The sequence below is a fragment of the Chitinophaga sp. SVR4-12A genome (genome assembly GCF_056754765.1).
The window spans coordinates 4,003,171-4,018,451 of sequence record NZ_JBPGWP010000001.1 but is presented as its reverse complement, the minus strand read 5'-3'; the positions used below and the strand labels follow the sequence as shown (position 1 = coordinate 4,018,451).

The window sequence follows — 15,281 nt, the reverse complement described above, 5'->3', positions numbered from 1 at the left end:
TTTCAAAACCCCTTACTGGTAAAGGTTTTATAGCTTTGGCATGTAGGTTGAACTTACAGGCCAGCCAAATATTATTGCATCTTTTATGGATAGAAAATTAGAAAAGAAATTCTGGTCCAGGAAACGCATCCTGATCGTCAGCGGCGGTAGCCTGGTAGTGCTGTTGTTGTTATATAACCTCATATTTGCCGATCACCGTTCAAGGCTGAATGTGGAAAAAGACAAGATCACTGTCAGTACAGTTACTAAAGGAACTTTCGACCAATATATAGCAGTTACCGCTGTAGTACAACCTTTAAAAACCATCCGCCTGGATGCCATTGAGGGCGGGTATGTAAGCCACAAATATCTTGAAGGTGGCAGCATGGTCAAAGAGGGCGATTCCATTCTTCGCCTGGACAATCAGCGCATGCAAATGGAGTTCATGAACCATGAAACGGAAATGTACCGCCTGATCAACGAACTGCAGAACACGCGCCTGAGCCTGAAGCAGAACCGCTTTACCATGGAGAAAACGCTGGCAGACCTGAACTATAAGATAGAGCAGGCAAAAGACCTGTACGACCGAAACAAGCAACTGGTGGACGAAAAGATCGTTGCCCGCCAGGAGTTCAACAAAAACAAAATGGAATATGAAGGGCTGGTAAAGCAGCGGGAAATTGAAATAGAAAGCCAGCGCTACCAGGAGGAAAATGCGAAGTTACAGATACAGCAGCTGGAAGGCACTATTGCCCGTACCCAGCGTAACCTGCAGATGATGAGAGAGAACCTTAATAACCTGATAGTACGCGCCCCTATTTCGGGCCAGCTCTCTTCTGTAAATGTGGAAGTAGGCTCCAGTATCACTACCGGCCAGAACATAGGACAGATAGATGACCTGAACGGTTTCAAAATGCGCGCGGAAGTGGATGAGCATTATATTTCAAGAGTATTTGCCGGACTGAAAGCATCGTTTGAGTTCAATGGCAAAACCTATGAGCTGACAGTTACCAAGGCATTTCCTGAAGTGGTCAACGCCCGGTTCAACGTAGATATGAACTTTACAAAAGAAACACCCGAAGGCATCCGCCGCGGACAATCGTCTCCTATCCGCCTGGAACTGGGTAAATCATCTGAAGCGATCCTGCTGCCGGTAGGCGGTTTCTTCTCAGATACCGGCGGCAACTGGGTATATGTGCTGGACAAAAGCGGCAAGCGTGCAGTAAAGCGCAATATCACCCTCGGACAAAAGAACCCTGTTTTCTTTGAAGTGCTGGAAGGTTTGAACCCTGGCGAACAGGTGATCACTTCTTCTTATGAGAATTTCGGAGATAAAGAAGTATTGGTGTTCTAGGCGTCGGCCTTTCTATTCATTGTATTGTTATAACTTGATCAAATACTAAAACAGAAAAAATGATAAAGACGGTCAATCTTCAAAAACTGTTTACAACCGAGGAAGTGGAAACTACCGCATTGAACGGTATTAATATCGAGATACAGGATGGAGAATTTGTAGCCATCATGGGGCCTTCCGGTTGCGGCAAATCAACTTTGCTGAATATCCTGGGCTTGCTGGATAACCCGAGCGGCGGCGAATATTATTTCTGGGATAAGGAGGTGGCGCGCATGAGCGAACGTCAGCGTGCACAACTGCGTAAAGGATCCATTGGTTTTGTATTCCAGAGCTTTAACCTGATTGATGAATTGACCGTATTCGAGAATGTAGAACTTCCTCTTTTATATCTCAAGGTACCATCCAGTGAAAGAAAGCAAAAGGTAGAAGAAGTGCTGGAACGCATGAATATCATGCACCGCCGTAATCACTTTCCGCAACAGCTGTCTGGCGGTCAGCAGCAAAGGGTAGCTATAGCGCGTGCAGTGGTGGCCAAGCCAAAGATGATACTGGCGGATGAGCCCACCGGTAACCTGGATAGTACAAACGGTGAAGAAGTGATGAAACTGTTGCAGGAACTGAATGATGCGGGCACCACGCTGGTGATGGTAACACACAGCCCCTATGATGCCGGCTTCGCCCACCGTATTATCAACCTGTTTGACGGCAAGGTAGTTACGGAGAACATTAAGGAGCAATTCCATGTTTAACCCCTAAACCGTATTAGTGCTCCTTGCCCAAGCTGGTATAAGGGATTTACGTAAGTACATGTTTACGAGTAGAATAACAAGTCAAATGGAACGGGGGATGTATTCACATGCCCCCACATTTTTTTTTAAAGATCTAAACGTCGCATAGTCATGCTCTGGAATTATATAAAAATAGCCTGGCGCAACCTGGGAAGGCGCAAACTCTTTGCAGCTGTAAACATACTGGGCCTGACGGTCGGCCTTACCTGTGTAGCATTTCTCTATCTGTGTGTGCAGCAGATGCTGTCGCGCGACAAATTCCATGATCATCTTTCCCGTTTATTCCTGGTACAGACAAATGATGTCCAGCAGAATGTATTTCCCCTGCTTGACGCTATGTTGCAGGATTTTCCCCAGGTCCAGAACGGAACGCGGATCTTAAACTGGGATGCTCCGTGGATAGCATACAAGAACAAGGAGATCAGTGAAACCGTGACCTATGTGGACACCGGCTTTTTAAATGTATTCACTTTCCCGCTGAAATATGGAAATACAGCCACTGCTTTAAAAGATAAGTCGTCCATTGTGCTTTCAGCTGAAGTGGCGAATAAATTGTTTGGTCGTGAAAACCCATTGGGTAAAGAAGTATCGTTTGCTGATAAACGAAGATTTATAGTATCAGGTGTGATGAAGCCAATACCGCCCAATGCATCTATACGGCCAGCAGTATTACTCTGGAACAAACATCTTACAGATAATCCTGAGTTTGCCTCCTTAGCAGACTGGTATAATACATTCACCAACGTGTACGTACTGCTGCGGTCTGATAAGGATAAGGCGATGGTAGAGGCGCAATTAAAAAAAGTGGTGGCCACACGGTTTGCCGAGAGCGAAAGAGGTCGTGTGCTGAAGCTGTTGCCGTATGGCGAGATGGCAAAGAAATATGGTAACCTGAACTTTGGGTTCTATGTATATGGATTGGCTTGTATTGCCGTATTGATCCTGCTGTTGGTTACAATTAACCTGGTTAACCTCAATATGGCCGTATCATTTACAAGGGTACAGGAGGTAGGTGTGCGCAAAGCGATGGGATCCGGGCGCAGGGCTATATTGCTCCAGTTCTTTACAGAGGTTGGCCTTACGGTAGGTATTGCGTTGATACTGGCCTGGGGCGCCGCCTGTGTATTATTACCTGTAATGAACAACCAGGTGAGCGGCTTGCAGCTTACCCTACCCATGTTATTCAGCCTGCCCTTTATTACCATGTGGATATTGGCAGGAATAGCGCTTACTGTTATTGCAGGCGGTTATCCTGCCTGGTATATCAGCGCGCTCAAGCTGGTGAACACGATCCAGGGTAAGCTGAAAGGGTCCCCTCAAAGGGCTTTTTCCCGTCAGGCACTGATAGTGGCGCAATTCGTAATAGCAGTGTTGTTCATTACCGGCAGCCTCGTGATGCGGCAGCAGCTGCAGTATATGAAACATGGTGATGTGGGATTCGATAAGGAGCAGGTGCTTACCGTTAATATGGATCTTGATTTTAAGGATACAGCGCAGGCCAGGAGCGGCATCAATCACCTCATTCAACAGCTTAAACAACATACCGCGGTAAACGGTGTCTCTACCTCTCAGCGCGTACCGGGCTTATTCTGGGAGAATTATAATACTTTCCTGCCTGCGGATGAAGTGAATAAAGAAGTAGGTATGCGCCAGACCTATGTAGATGATGGTTTTGTACCCACCTTTGGCATCAGGCTATTGCATGGAAGAAATTTTTCGTCGGATATCGCATCAGATGATAAGGCAGTGCTGATCAATGAAACGGCAATGAAAGCGCTGGGCTGGACGAACATCACCGGTAAATCCCTGCGCCCTAAAGGAGGTAATGAAGCCTACCGGGTGATAGGTGTTACGGGCGATTATCATTACCGTTCGCTGGAGGGCACTGTGCAACCCCTGATACATTTTTTTGGAGGCAAAACAGCGTTGAAAGATGGCTTCAGCTATCTGAACATTGCTGTTAAACCCGAAAAAGCATCCAGCGTGATTGCCCTGTTAAAGAACACCTTCGGAGGTATACCATCCCGCCGCGAATTTACTTATGCCTTTGCTGATGAAGTATTCAACGGGCAATATAAAAGAACGGAAGGCATACTTACCCTGGTCAGCATTTTCACCATGGTGACCATCCTTATTGCCTGCGCAGGCATATTTGCCCTGGTGGCACTGGCTGCGCAACAGCGCACCAGGGAGATAGGCATCAGGAAAGTATTAGGGGCCAGTATCAGTAGTATCGTTACACTGTTATCAAAAGATATCATGAAGCTGGTAGGTATTGCCATATTGCTGGGCGGACCTTTGGCCTGGTGGGTAATGAACCGCTGGCTGCAGGATTTTGCGTACCGCATCACCATTCCCTGGTGGCTGCTGGCCGGAGCGGGAATATCTGCGGTGCTTATTGCGCTGTTCACGGTTAGCCTGCAATCGGTAAAAGCCGCATTAATGAACCCCACAAAAGCGTTACGAACAGAATAATAAACCTATGGTCTATGTTGCGGAATTATTTTAAAATAGCCTGGCGCAGCCTCTGGAAATCCAGATTGCTTACGTCTGTAAATATACTGGGCTTGTCTGTTGCATTTGCTGTCAGCATATTGCTGGCACTGACAGCCTTCCGGGAGCTTTCTTATGATAAGTTCCACCGCAACCAGGGTTTACAGCAATTATATATCTCCGTACAACATGCGCAGCGCCTGGAAGAACGCTCCAATCTGCCAATGCCTTTAACGCCTGCGATCAGGCAGGAGTTTCCGGAGGTAAAAGCCGCTACCCGCTTTATTGGCGCCAGCGGCTCGGTACGTTACCAGGACAAAACGTTTGAGTCTGATGTAAGGGCGGTGGATCCCGATTTTTTCGCCATGTTCTCCTTCCCGCTGGGAAAAGGGGAAGCCAGGCAGCCACTCAGTAATCTAAGTAACATAGTGATCACGGAGAAAATGGCCCGCACTATATATGGTAAAGAGGAGCCGGTAGGGAAGCCCCTGGAAATATATATGGATAACCGTTGGCAGACTTTTACGGTGAGTGCGGTAGCCAAAAACGTTCCGGATAACTCGAGTATTGACTTTGATATCCTATGCCGTTTTGAGCATGCACCGGGTTACGAGGGCCAAAAGAACAGCTGGAACAGCAGCACGCATGAAGTATTTCTCCAGCTAAGCCCCAATGCCACCGCAGCAGCGTTTGAGCGCCGGGCCAGGGCCTTTGTAAATAAATATTTTACAGCACAGCTCCGCGACCTGGAGCGGGACGGCGCCAGGGCGCCAAAGAATGGGGCGCTTATAGCCCTGCATCTGATGGACTTCGGGGATATTCATTTTAACAGCATCAGTTCTTCAGGAGGCGAAATGAGCCGGGTTTACCCCTACCTGTTATTACTGGTAGCAGGCTTTATACTGTTCATTGCATGTGTTAATTTCATGAACCTTACCATTGCCGGCGCTTTTGGCCGTTCCAGGGAAATAGGGATGCGGAAGATATTGGGTGCGTTCCAGGGACAGCTGGTGGTACAGCTCTGGGGTGAGGCCGTATTGGCTTGCCTGCTGGCCCTTGCAGCAGGGATAGTGATTACCTGTCTTATCCTGCCGGGATATAATGCGCTCTTTAAAAATCATATCAGCCTCGCGCTGTTGAAGCAGCCATTGTTTTTACTGACCCTGTTGCTGTCGTTTCTGCTGGTTACCCTTGCTGCGGGCGGCTATCCGGCCTGGATAATAGCCCGCTTGAATACCTTAAAAGTATTGAAGGGAAGTTTGGAGGCCGGTAAGTCAAACAGGGTACGTAATACTTTAATGATCACCCAGTTTGTGATCTCCTCTTTGCTGATCTGCTGTACACTTATTGCGTGGCAGCAGCTTGATTATCTGCGCAGGCAACCCCTGGGTTATAATAAAGAGCAGGTGGTGAGCATACCGGTGCCAGACAACCTTAACCCCACAAAGGCGCTGCAGCAGATGCGGAATATACTTTCGGGCCAAACAGGGATAGTAAGTATAACGGGCACGGATATTAATATGGGGCGGGGCAGAGATGGCTCATCTGCTACTTCCGTGGTATCGTTTGATTATAAAGAGCATGCCATACATAGCAACTGGCTGAGAATAGATTATGACTATATTAAAACCCTGGGCCTGCAGTTGGTGGCCGGCAGGGATTTTTCGCGGGCTTACGGAACAGATTCCACTGCGCTGGTGATCAATGAAAAGATGGCTGCTCAATTGGGTGGTAACCAGGCAGCGTTAGGCGCCCGTTTACCGGTAGGCGATAGTGCCCATCCATTTACTGTAATAGGTATTGTGCGGGACTTTAACTTCAAATCATTAAGAGAAGAGATTGGTCCGCTAAGTATGAATATGGAGCCCTCGGAGGCTATCCGCTATATTTTTGTAAAAGTATCTCCGTATAACCTGCCTGCCTCCCTGGCCATGGTACAAAAGCGTTGGGAGGAAGCCTACCCCGGGCACCGTACCGAGGCATCTTTCCTGGATGAAAATACAGACCGCCAATATCGCAAAGAGCAGCAGTTTTCAAGTATATTTATGAGCGCCGCCGTACTTGCTATCATTATTTCCTGTATGGGGCTGTTTACGATCTCCGTGCTGGTGATGACAAAACGCACCCGGGAGATCGGGGTGCGCAAGGTACTGGGAGCCAGCGTTACCGGTATTGTGACCTTATTATCCAGGGATTTTATCAGGCTGGTATTGTTATCGGTGATCATCGCCAGCCCCATAGCCTGGTACCTGATGGAAAAATGGCTGCAGGATTATCCCTACCGTATCCATATTAATATAGGCGTGTTCATTGTGGCCGGCGCTCTGGCGCTGCTGATCGCTATTATAACGGTGAGTGTGCAGGCAGTCCGGGCGGCCTTAATGAACCCGGTTAAATCAATCAGAACGGAATAAAAAAAACAATCAGTATGATACAATTAAAACATATTTCCAAGTATTACCCGGTAGGATTCGGTAAAAATGATGTGCTCAATGATGTAGACCTCACCATTCATGCGGGAGAGTTTGTTTCCATTATGGGCCCTTCGGGCTCCGGTAAATCAACCCTGTTGCATATTCTCGGGTTGCTGGAAGAACCTTCAGGAGGAGAATACCTTTTTGAGGGAGAGCCGGTGCATAAAATGAGTGAAAAGAAACGCACACAGCTGCACAGGGGCAGCATAGGTTTTGTATTCCAGGCCTATCACCTGATAGACGAGCTGACCGTTTATGAAAATATAGAAACCCCGCTCTTATATAAAAATGTGCCATCCTCTGAGCGTAAAAGCAGGGTGGCAGATGTACTGGACCGCTTTAATATAGTTGCCAAAAAAGACCTGTTCCCCAATCAGCTGTCAGGCGGGCAGCAGCAACTGGTAGGCATAGCCAGGGCCATCGTCGCTGAGCCCAGGGTGATCTTTGCAGATGAGCCAACCGGCAACCTCCATTCAGACCAGGCCAGGGTAATTATGCAATTGTTTAAGCATTTGAATGAAACTGATAAGATCACTATTGTACAGGTTACACACTCCGAGCAAAACGCAGCCTTCGGTCATCGCGTAATTGAAATCAAAGACGGCAAAATCCGGTAGTAAACCTTCGTAAACATGCATTTTACTGCGATTTAACAGACATTTCAAAAAAAACTATAAATAAAATGTTATGTTTTACATTAAATTAGTGTGGCCATCCGCCATACCTAATAAAAATTTGCCTTTTATAAAGAAGTGGCGAAGGCTATCATCACAATTACTATATTTTTGTTACGCTATGAAGTTATACCAGTTTCCGGGAGCCCTCCTGGGTATTTTCTTATTGTTTGGTAACGCTAACACTGTAGCTGCCCAGGATACCTGGAGTCTCAAACGTTGTGTTGATTATGCGATGGCGAATAATATATCTATCAGGCAACAGGATGTACAGAAACGGTATGCAGAGTTAACCCTGACGCAAAGCCGCATGTCTCAGGTGCCTAACCTGAGTGGCAATGTGAGCGGCAACATGAACTCGGGCCGTAGCGTAAACTTTACTACATATAGCTACGAAACCCAGACCTTCTACTCATCCAATGCCAGCTTAAGCTCCAGCGCCACGCTTTTCAACTGGTTCTCTAAACGTAACACGATCGCTTCCAACGTATATCAGGCCGAATCTTATAGTTTTTTACTGGAAAAGGCGAAGAACGATGTCGCATTTAACGTTGCTTCAGCCTTTTTGCAGATACTGCAGAATAATGAGCAGGTGCATGTAAACGAAACACAACTAGCCCAAACCAAAGCGCAGTTGTCCAATACCGAAAAGCTTGTAATAGCGGGGTCCGTGCCGGAGAGTAACCAGGCCGACCTGGAAGCCCAATTGGCAAGGGATAGCGCCAACCTCATTACGGCACAGAATAATGTGACTTTATCTATATTGCAGATGAAGGCGTTGCTGAACCTGAGTTTTGATGTTCCATTCCAGCCGGAGATACCAGCCAACATCGGCAGTATTCCTTTGCCCAATTTAAATGAGGTAGATCCGGAGATGGTATATAGTGCTTCGCAGGCAACAAATCCGCTGATAAGAGCAGACTCCCTGTCCATTAAATCCAGGGAGAGGGCGGTAGCCGCTGCAAAAGGAGCCATGTACCCTACCTTATCACTTTCCGCGGCCATAGGCACCAACTGGGCCAACAATGTTACAGAACAGGACCTTAGTAAGATATCAGGGCCTTTTACAGATACAATTGGCGGCGTTAAGGTGAATGGGACAGACTATGTTGTAACAAGACCACGGTTCGACATCGGCCAGAAGAAATCGTCATTTGGTAACCAGATCAGCAATAACTTCCAGCAACAGGTAGGCATCAGCCTGAGCATTCCTATCCTGAACGGATGGCAACTGCGCAGTAATTATAAAAGGGCCAAGCTGGATCTGTATAACCAGCAGCTTACCCGCGACCTCGATAACCAGAAATTAAGGCAGGATATATATACCGCCCATGCCAACGCTGTTGCCGCGATACAAAAATTTAATGCTGCCAGCAAAGGGGTAGAAGCCTCTCAGAAAGCTTTTGATTTTGCTACCAAACGCTTTAACTTAGGATTAATGAACACCATCGATTATATTACAACGCAAAATAATCTGTTCCAGGCTCAGATAAATAAGGTTTCAGCACAATATGATTACATATTCAGAATGAAGCTGCTCGAGTTTTACCGGGACCAGAAAATAACCCTGTAAAATTTGTCCCTTTGTAATAAACCGCTCTATGAAGAAAAAGACACTTTTTTGGATAGTTGGTATTCTTGTAGCATTCATTATACTGTTGTTGGTGCTGAAAGCATCCGGCGTTATCGGTAAGGATGAAGGCACTAAAGTAGCCGTTGATAAAACAGCCCCTAAAGACATTATTGAAGTGGTAGCTGCCACCGGCAAGATCTACCCGGAGATAGAGGTAAAGGTGAGCTCAGACGTATCCGGCGAAATTGTGGACCTGCCCGTGCAGGAGGGTGATTCTGTAAAGAAAGGTGAGGTACTGGTGCGCATCTATGCAGATATCTACGGCTCCCAGCGTGATAAGGCCATGGCCGCCCTTAGCCAGTCGCAGGCGCAGATGGCCAATACCGCTGCTTCGCTCCATGCTTTCAAAGCCAAGCTGGAGCAGGCCCAGGCTGCTTATGACCGCAGCAAGGAATTGTTTGCGCAGAAAGTAGTATCCAGAAGTGAATTTGAGACCGCGGAGGCCACCTACCGTGCCGCCCGAGCAGACTATAATGCTGCAGTAGAGCAGGTGAACAGTTATAAATATGCCGTAGCCAGCGCACAGGCAGGGCTTACGGAAGCCAATAAAAACTTAGGCCGTACTACCATTGTTTCCCCTATGCATGGCATCGTGTCACTGCTGCCGGTAAAAAAGGGTGAACGCGTGGTAGGTACCCTGCAGATGACCGGTACAGAGATCATGCGTATCGCTGATCTGAATGTAATGGAGGTGCAGGTGGACGTGGGAGAGAATGATATCCCCCGCGTAAAATATGGCGACACCGCCATCATCGAAGTAGACGCATACAGCAACCGCAAGTTTAAAGGTATTGTAACCCAGATAGCCAGCTCCAGCAAAGGCGCAGCTACGGCTGGCTCTACGGGTACCACTGCTTCTTCTGCCGAGCAGGTAACCAGTTACATTGTACACATCCGCATCCTCAACGATAGTTATAAGGATCTGATAGATCCCAGCCGTCCCAAGAACTTTCCCTTCCGTCCGGGTATGAGCGCCAGCGTAGACATCCAGACGCGGCGCAAGAACAGCGCACTGGCTGTTCCGATCAATGCCGTAACTACCCGGGAAGTAGAAGTGGCAAAGGCCGGTGGCAACAAGAAGAAAACCGGCGGTGGCGACGATCCGAAGGGCGACAACGCAGGCGGCGAAAAGCAGAAAGACACGAAAGAGGTTGTATTTGTGCTGCAAAAAGATAATACGGTAAAGCAGGTGGAAGTGAAAACCGGTATACAGGATGATAATAATATTGAGATTGTATCCGGGCTCCAGCCTGGCGACCAGGTGGTGAGTGCACCTTATGCCGCAGTTTCCCGCGAGTTGAAAGATAAGAAGAAGGTGAAAGTGGTACCCGCGGCACAGCTTTTTGAAGCCACGAAATAGTAATAAAAGTTTTAAGTCGTCAGTCGTTAGTGATCAGGCGGATATTGCCGCTCTTTGCTAACCGCTGGCGACTTATCATTTATATTTTATTTACTTTGCGGAAAATTCAACCGTGAGCAAGGCAAACAAAGTAGGCATTATAGGCAGCGGCAGCTGGGCAACGGCACTCGCGAAGATATTAACAGACAATGGCCGGCAGGTGAATTGGTGGATCAGGAATGAAGACACCATCCGCCATATGCAGCAACGCCATCACAACAAACATTACCTTACCTCCGTATATTTTGATACTCACCTGCTTCAACTGAGCAGTAATGTTAAACAGGTAGCAACAGACAGTGACATACTGATCCTGGCGGTACCTTCTGCTTTCCTGGAAGATGTATTGCAGGTTTTACCGGAGGATGCATTGGGGCAGAAGAGCGTGATCTCCGCTATCAAGGGGCTGGTGCCCAACAGCAACATGCTGATCAATGAATATCTTAATGATTGTTTTGCACTGCCGCTGGAGCAGTACTTTACAATTACGGGTCCTTGCCATGCAGAGGAAGTGGCCAATGAGAAACTCTCTTACCTTACCTTTTCAGGTTTAAAGCTGGATGTTACACAGACCATGGCAGACCTGTTCACCAACAGCTACCTGCAAACCATTGTCAACAACGATGTGATCGGCGTACAGCTGGCTGCAGTACTAAAGAACATTTATGCTATGGGCGCCGGTATTGCTCATGGTCTTGAATACGGGGATAATTTCCTGAGCGTCTTGATCACTAACTGTTTCAGGGAAATGCAGCATTTTCTTGAAAAATATACGGCCTGGGCTGGTACTGCGCATATGCCGGTTACCCAGCATAATTATAATGCCAGTGCTTACCTGGGCGATCTGCTGGTAACCTGCTATTCCCTGCACAGCCGTAACCGCACATTTGGTAACATGATCGGTAAAGGCTACAGTGTAAAAGCGGCGCAGCTGGAATTGAATATGGTCGCTGAAGGTTATTATGCCAGCAAATGCATCTATGAAATAAATGATGAAATAGGCGCTTATATGCCCGTGGCGCAGGCGGTATATGCGGTGTTGTGGGAGCAACTGAACGCGTCGGAAGCTTTCCTTGCTCTCGAAAAGGGTTTTGTATAGTGATTAAAAAGGCCGGGCCGCAAGTCATTTTAATGGTTGGTTCAATGACGAATGCATCAAGGCCCGGCCGTCTGATAGTTGTTTTTAGACCAGATGAAGTTAATCAAGCCTACTGACCAGGATCGGTAGGTAATTATATGAGCTGTTTCGTATTGTTGAAATAATGCCGGATCATCCATTCAATATGCGGTAATAGCGCATTATCCGGTAAACGGCCCTCATTAACAGGTTTAATAGTATCCTCATCCGTAAGCGAGTATTCCATTTGTACGCCCTCTACAGTGACGCGGAATTTTCTCTCTTTTGCGATCTTTTTCAAACAAACCCTCCTCGGGATACCATTTACATTAAATGTACAAGCGAGGTTTCTCATTACGTAGATTTTTAATGTCCCAATAAATGATTAATAGTGATTTAAATAAGGATAGATATGGCTGAAAGTGCCTCTGTGCCCATATTACAAATCTAGGGGGTGCCATTTACTTAAATGTGAATTTTATGTTAATGGGCAAAAGAAAGTTCATAGTTTTTTACTGGTCATGCCAACTTTTTTTGTGGACCGCTGGAGACTGCTGTGGAAATTTTTCTACATAATTCAGGAGATAAACTGCAGTAGGTCCGTAGGAACATTGTGCGGCCGCGGTTGGATTGATATTTGAAAAGGTTTACTACTAAAATCAGGAATTGTGAACGGAGTAAAACCATTAATACATGAATAAGGCCTTGCTTTTTGTTACATCTTTTCCGCCTCGTGAGTGCGGTATTGCAACATTTGCGCAGGATCTGGTAAACGCCCTGCACAAATCATTTTCAGGAAAGCTGAACATAAGTGTGTGCGCATTGAAAGAAGCCGGGAAGCCCCCGGCAGCGTTACAGCCGCCCGTGAAGTATACGGTAGATCCGTTTGATATTGACAGCTGTATCACGTTTGCGCACCAGGTTAATGCTGACCAGGATATAGATATGGTTTGCTTTGAACATGAGTTTGGGCTCTATGGCGGAGAATATGGGCATAACATGCTGGCCATGATCTCCCTGCTGGATAAGCCTTTCATCGTACGGTTTCATACAGTGCTGCCCTATCCCGATGCTAAGTGCCTGAAAGTGATCAGCATAATCGGCTCCCTGGCGTCCAAGATCATAGTGATGACCCAGACCTCCGCGGAGATATTAATGTCTGTATATCATTTACCTTCCCACAAGATTGTGCATATACCTCACGGGGTACATGCGCGGATTACGGAAGATCCGGAAGCGCTGAAAGAGCAGTACGGCTTGCAGAACAAACGGGTGCTTACCACCTTTGGCCTGCTCAGTGAGAATAAAGGATTGGAAACAGCCATCAGGGCCATGGAGTCAATTGTAAAGCAGTTTCCGGATACGGTATACCTGGTATTGGGAAAAACCCATCCGGTAGTGCTGGCCCGGGAAGGTGAGCAGTACCGCCGGCGCCTGGAACAGCTGATAGCGGAACTGGGCCTTCAGCAACACGTGAAATTTGTGAACAGCTACCTTAGCCTGGATGCCCTGCTGGATTATCTTGCCCTTACAGATATTTACCTGTTCACTTCCAAAGACCCACACCAGGCCGTAAGCGGCACTTTCTTATATGCCATGAGCGCCGGTTGTCCGGTTGTAAGCACCGCCTTTGCGCAGGCCAAGGAAATGCTGGACGAATGTTGCGGTTACCTGATAGAAATGGGAGACCATGAACAGCTGGCCACGCACGCTATTCATCTGCTAAAGAATCCCGAACTAAGGGAAAAGATGAGCAATAATGCCATTGAAAGAACACGCAGCGCTATATGGGATAATGTAGCCATTGCCCATATGTCCTTGTTTAGGGAGATACTGGCAGAGAAGAAAATGCTCATGCCCAGTTTGCCTCCGGCGTACCTCGATCATATTGACCGTATGACCGATGAATTCGGGATGATCCAGTTCTCGCGTCATGACCAGCCTGACCCTGCGTCCGGTTACACACTGGATGATAACGCACGGGCCCTGATTGCCATGTGCATGTATGCCACCACGGTAAAAGAAAGCAGTTTTGTATACTCCCTCTGTCATAAATATCTGGACTTTATTGAGTATTGCCAGCAACCCTCCGGCAGCTTCCTGAACTATGTGAATGTGGGCGGGTATTTTGACCCCATGAACTATGACGTGGATCTGGAAGATGCCAACGGCCGTGCCGTTTGGGCACTGGGATATTTATTGCACCTGCACCGCGAACTGCCGCCCATGCTGGTACAGCAGGCGCACCGGGTATTGCAGCCATGCTTTAACTGGCTGGAAAACCTGAAGGCGCCGAGGGCAATGGCCTTTGCCATAAAAGGAATGTATTATTACCAGCAATACAGGCCCGGTGGCATAGCAGAGGATGTACTCAACACGCTGGCTTCCCGTTTACATAAAGCTTATCTGCAGGAAGCCGATCCGCAATGGAAATGGTTTGAACCATCACTCACTTACGGTAATGCCGTGCTGCCTGAAGCCATGATAATGGCCTGGCAGATCTCAGGTAACCATGCATGGCTGCAAACAGCAAAGGAAAGCCTGCACTTCCTGTGTGTGAAAACATTTACGGATAACTACATGAAGGTAATTAATAACAGAACCTGGTATCACAAGCATGACGATTATGACCACACCAGCTGTGAAGGAGGTGAACAGTCTATTGAAGTAGCGTATACCATGCTCGCCCTGCATACTTTCTACCTGGCAACGGGCAACATTGCCTACCTGGAAAGAATGCGACTGGCCTTTAGCTGGTATCTGGGCAATAACCACCTGAAACAGCTGATCTATAACCCGCTTACCTATGGTTGTTACGATGGACTTGAAAAGAACAACGTTAACCAGAATCAGGGCGCAGAATCAAGTGTTTGTTACCTGATCGCCAGGTTATTAATGGAACAATGGAATAAGCACAAGTATGTTACAACACAGAAAACAGGGATTGAGTCCGGTGTCAGACTTAGTCTCAATTAAGCAGATGAAAGATTCGTTTATCCTTATAATTGATGATGAACCGGATATATGCAGACTACTGCAGATGAGTTTAGTGAAACACGGCTTTAATGTAAAATACGTGCATAACCTACACGCCGGCCTTCAATATATTCAGCACCAACAGCCTGACATCCTGTTCCTGGATATTAACCTGCCGGATGGCTCAGGTTTAGAGGCGCTACCAGTGATAAAAAGGAAATGCCCGGCATTGATGATCATTACCATCAGTGCATACGATAATGGCCTGGAAAAGCAAAAAGCGTTGAGCTCAGGAGCCAGTTATTTCCTTGCTAAACCATTCAGTGTAAAGAATTTGGACGAACTGATACAGGATGTTAAAAGTTAGTTCTCCTATAAATTAATTCGTAACTTT

11 protein-coding genes are annotated in these 15,281 nt (G+C 47.2%); 10 read left to right on the top strand and 1 reads right to left on the bottom strand.

Annotated elements, in window-relative coordinates; translation table 11 throughout:
- Positions 1-85 precede the first annotated feature (85 nt).
- The 8 genes from ACR9Y8_RS16415 (at position 86) to ACR9Y8_RS16380 (ending at position 11,893) form a co-directional block, all read left to right on the top strand.
- Positions 86-1,333 (top strand): efflux RND transporter periplasmic adaptor subunit, encoded by a 1,248-nt coding sequence (locus ACR9Y8_RS16415; RefSeq protein WP_481214329.1) that lies wholly within the window; start codon positions 86-88, stop codon positions 1,331-1,333.
- Between the two features lie 59 nt (positions 1,334-1,392).
- Positions 1,393-2,082 (top strand): ABC transporter ATP-binding protein, encoded by a 690-nt coding sequence (locus ACR9Y8_RS16410; RefSeq protein ID WP_481214328.1) that lies wholly within the window; start codon positions 1,393-1,395, stop codon positions 2,080-2,082.
- A gap of 150 nt (positions 2,083-2,232) precedes the next feature.
- Positions 2,233-4,596 (top strand): ABC transporter permease, encoded by a 2,364-nt coding sequence (locus ACR9Y8_RS16405; protein ID WP_481214327.1) that lies wholly within the window; start codon positions 2,233-2,235, stop codon positions 4,594-4,596.
- 14 nt (positions 4,597-4,610) lie between these two features.
- Positions 4,611-7,028 carry an ABC transporter permease gene (locus ACR9Y8_RS16400; RefSeq protein WP_481214326.1) on the top strand — a complete coding sequence of 806 codons (2,418 nt, stop codon included), beginning with the start codon at positions 4,611-4,613 and terminating at the stop codon, positions 7,026-7,028.
- A 14-nt stretch (positions 7,029-7,042) separates the two neighbouring features.
- A complete protein-coding gene (locus ACR9Y8_RS16395) occupies positions 7,043-7,705 on the top strand; it encodes an ABC transporter ATP-binding protein (RefSeq protein ID WP_481214325.1) in 663 nt (220 codons plus the stop codon).
- 178 nt (positions 7,706-7,883) lie between these two features.
- On the top strand, positions 7,884-9,335 hold the full coding sequence (locus ACR9Y8_RS16390; protein ID WP_481214324.1) for a TolC family protein: 1,452 nt from the start codon (positions 7,884-7,886) through the stop codon (positions 9,333-9,335).
- Between the two features lie 28 nt (positions 9,336-9,363).
- Positions 9,364-10,755, top strand: coding sequence for an efflux RND transporter periplasmic adaptor subunit (locus ACR9Y8_RS16385; RefSeq protein ID WP_481214323.1), 1,392 nt, complete (start codon positions 9,364-9,366; stop codon positions 10,753-10,755).
- A gap of 112 nt (positions 10,756-10,867) precedes the next feature.
- Positions 10,868-11,893: an NAD(P)H-dependent glycerol-3-phosphate dehydrogenase gene (locus ACR9Y8_RS16380; protein WP_481214322.1), complete on the top strand. Its 1,026-nt coding sequence runs from the start codon at positions 10,868-10,870 to the stop codon at positions 11,891-11,893.
- A 133-nt stretch (positions 11,894-12,026) separates the two neighbouring features.
- Here the strand turns inward: ACR9Y8_RS16380 and ACR9Y8_RS16375 are convergent, their stop codons facing one another.
- A complete protein-coding gene (locus tag ACR9Y8_RS16375) occupies positions 12,027-12,266 on the bottom strand; it encodes a hypothetical protein (RefSeq protein WP_481214321.1) in 240 nt (79 codons plus the stop codon).
- 338 nt (positions 12,267-12,604) lie between these two features.
- Between ACR9Y8_RS16375 and ACR9Y8_RS16370 the strand changes: the two genes are divergently transcribed.
- A complete protein-coding gene (locus ACR9Y8_RS16370; RefSeq protein ID WP_481214320.1) occupies positions 12,605-14,887 on the top strand; it encodes a glycosyltransferase in 2,283 nt (760 codons plus the stop codon).
- Positions 14,832-15,254 (top strand): response regulator, encoded by a 423-nt coding sequence (locus tag ACR9Y8_RS16365; protein WP_481214319.1) that lies wholly within the window; start codon positions 14,832-14,834, stop codon positions 15,252-15,254. Before ACR9Y8_RS16370 ends, ACR9Y8_RS16365 begins: the two co-directional genes overlap by 56 nt.
- Positions 15,255-15,281: the final 27 nt, after the last annotated feature.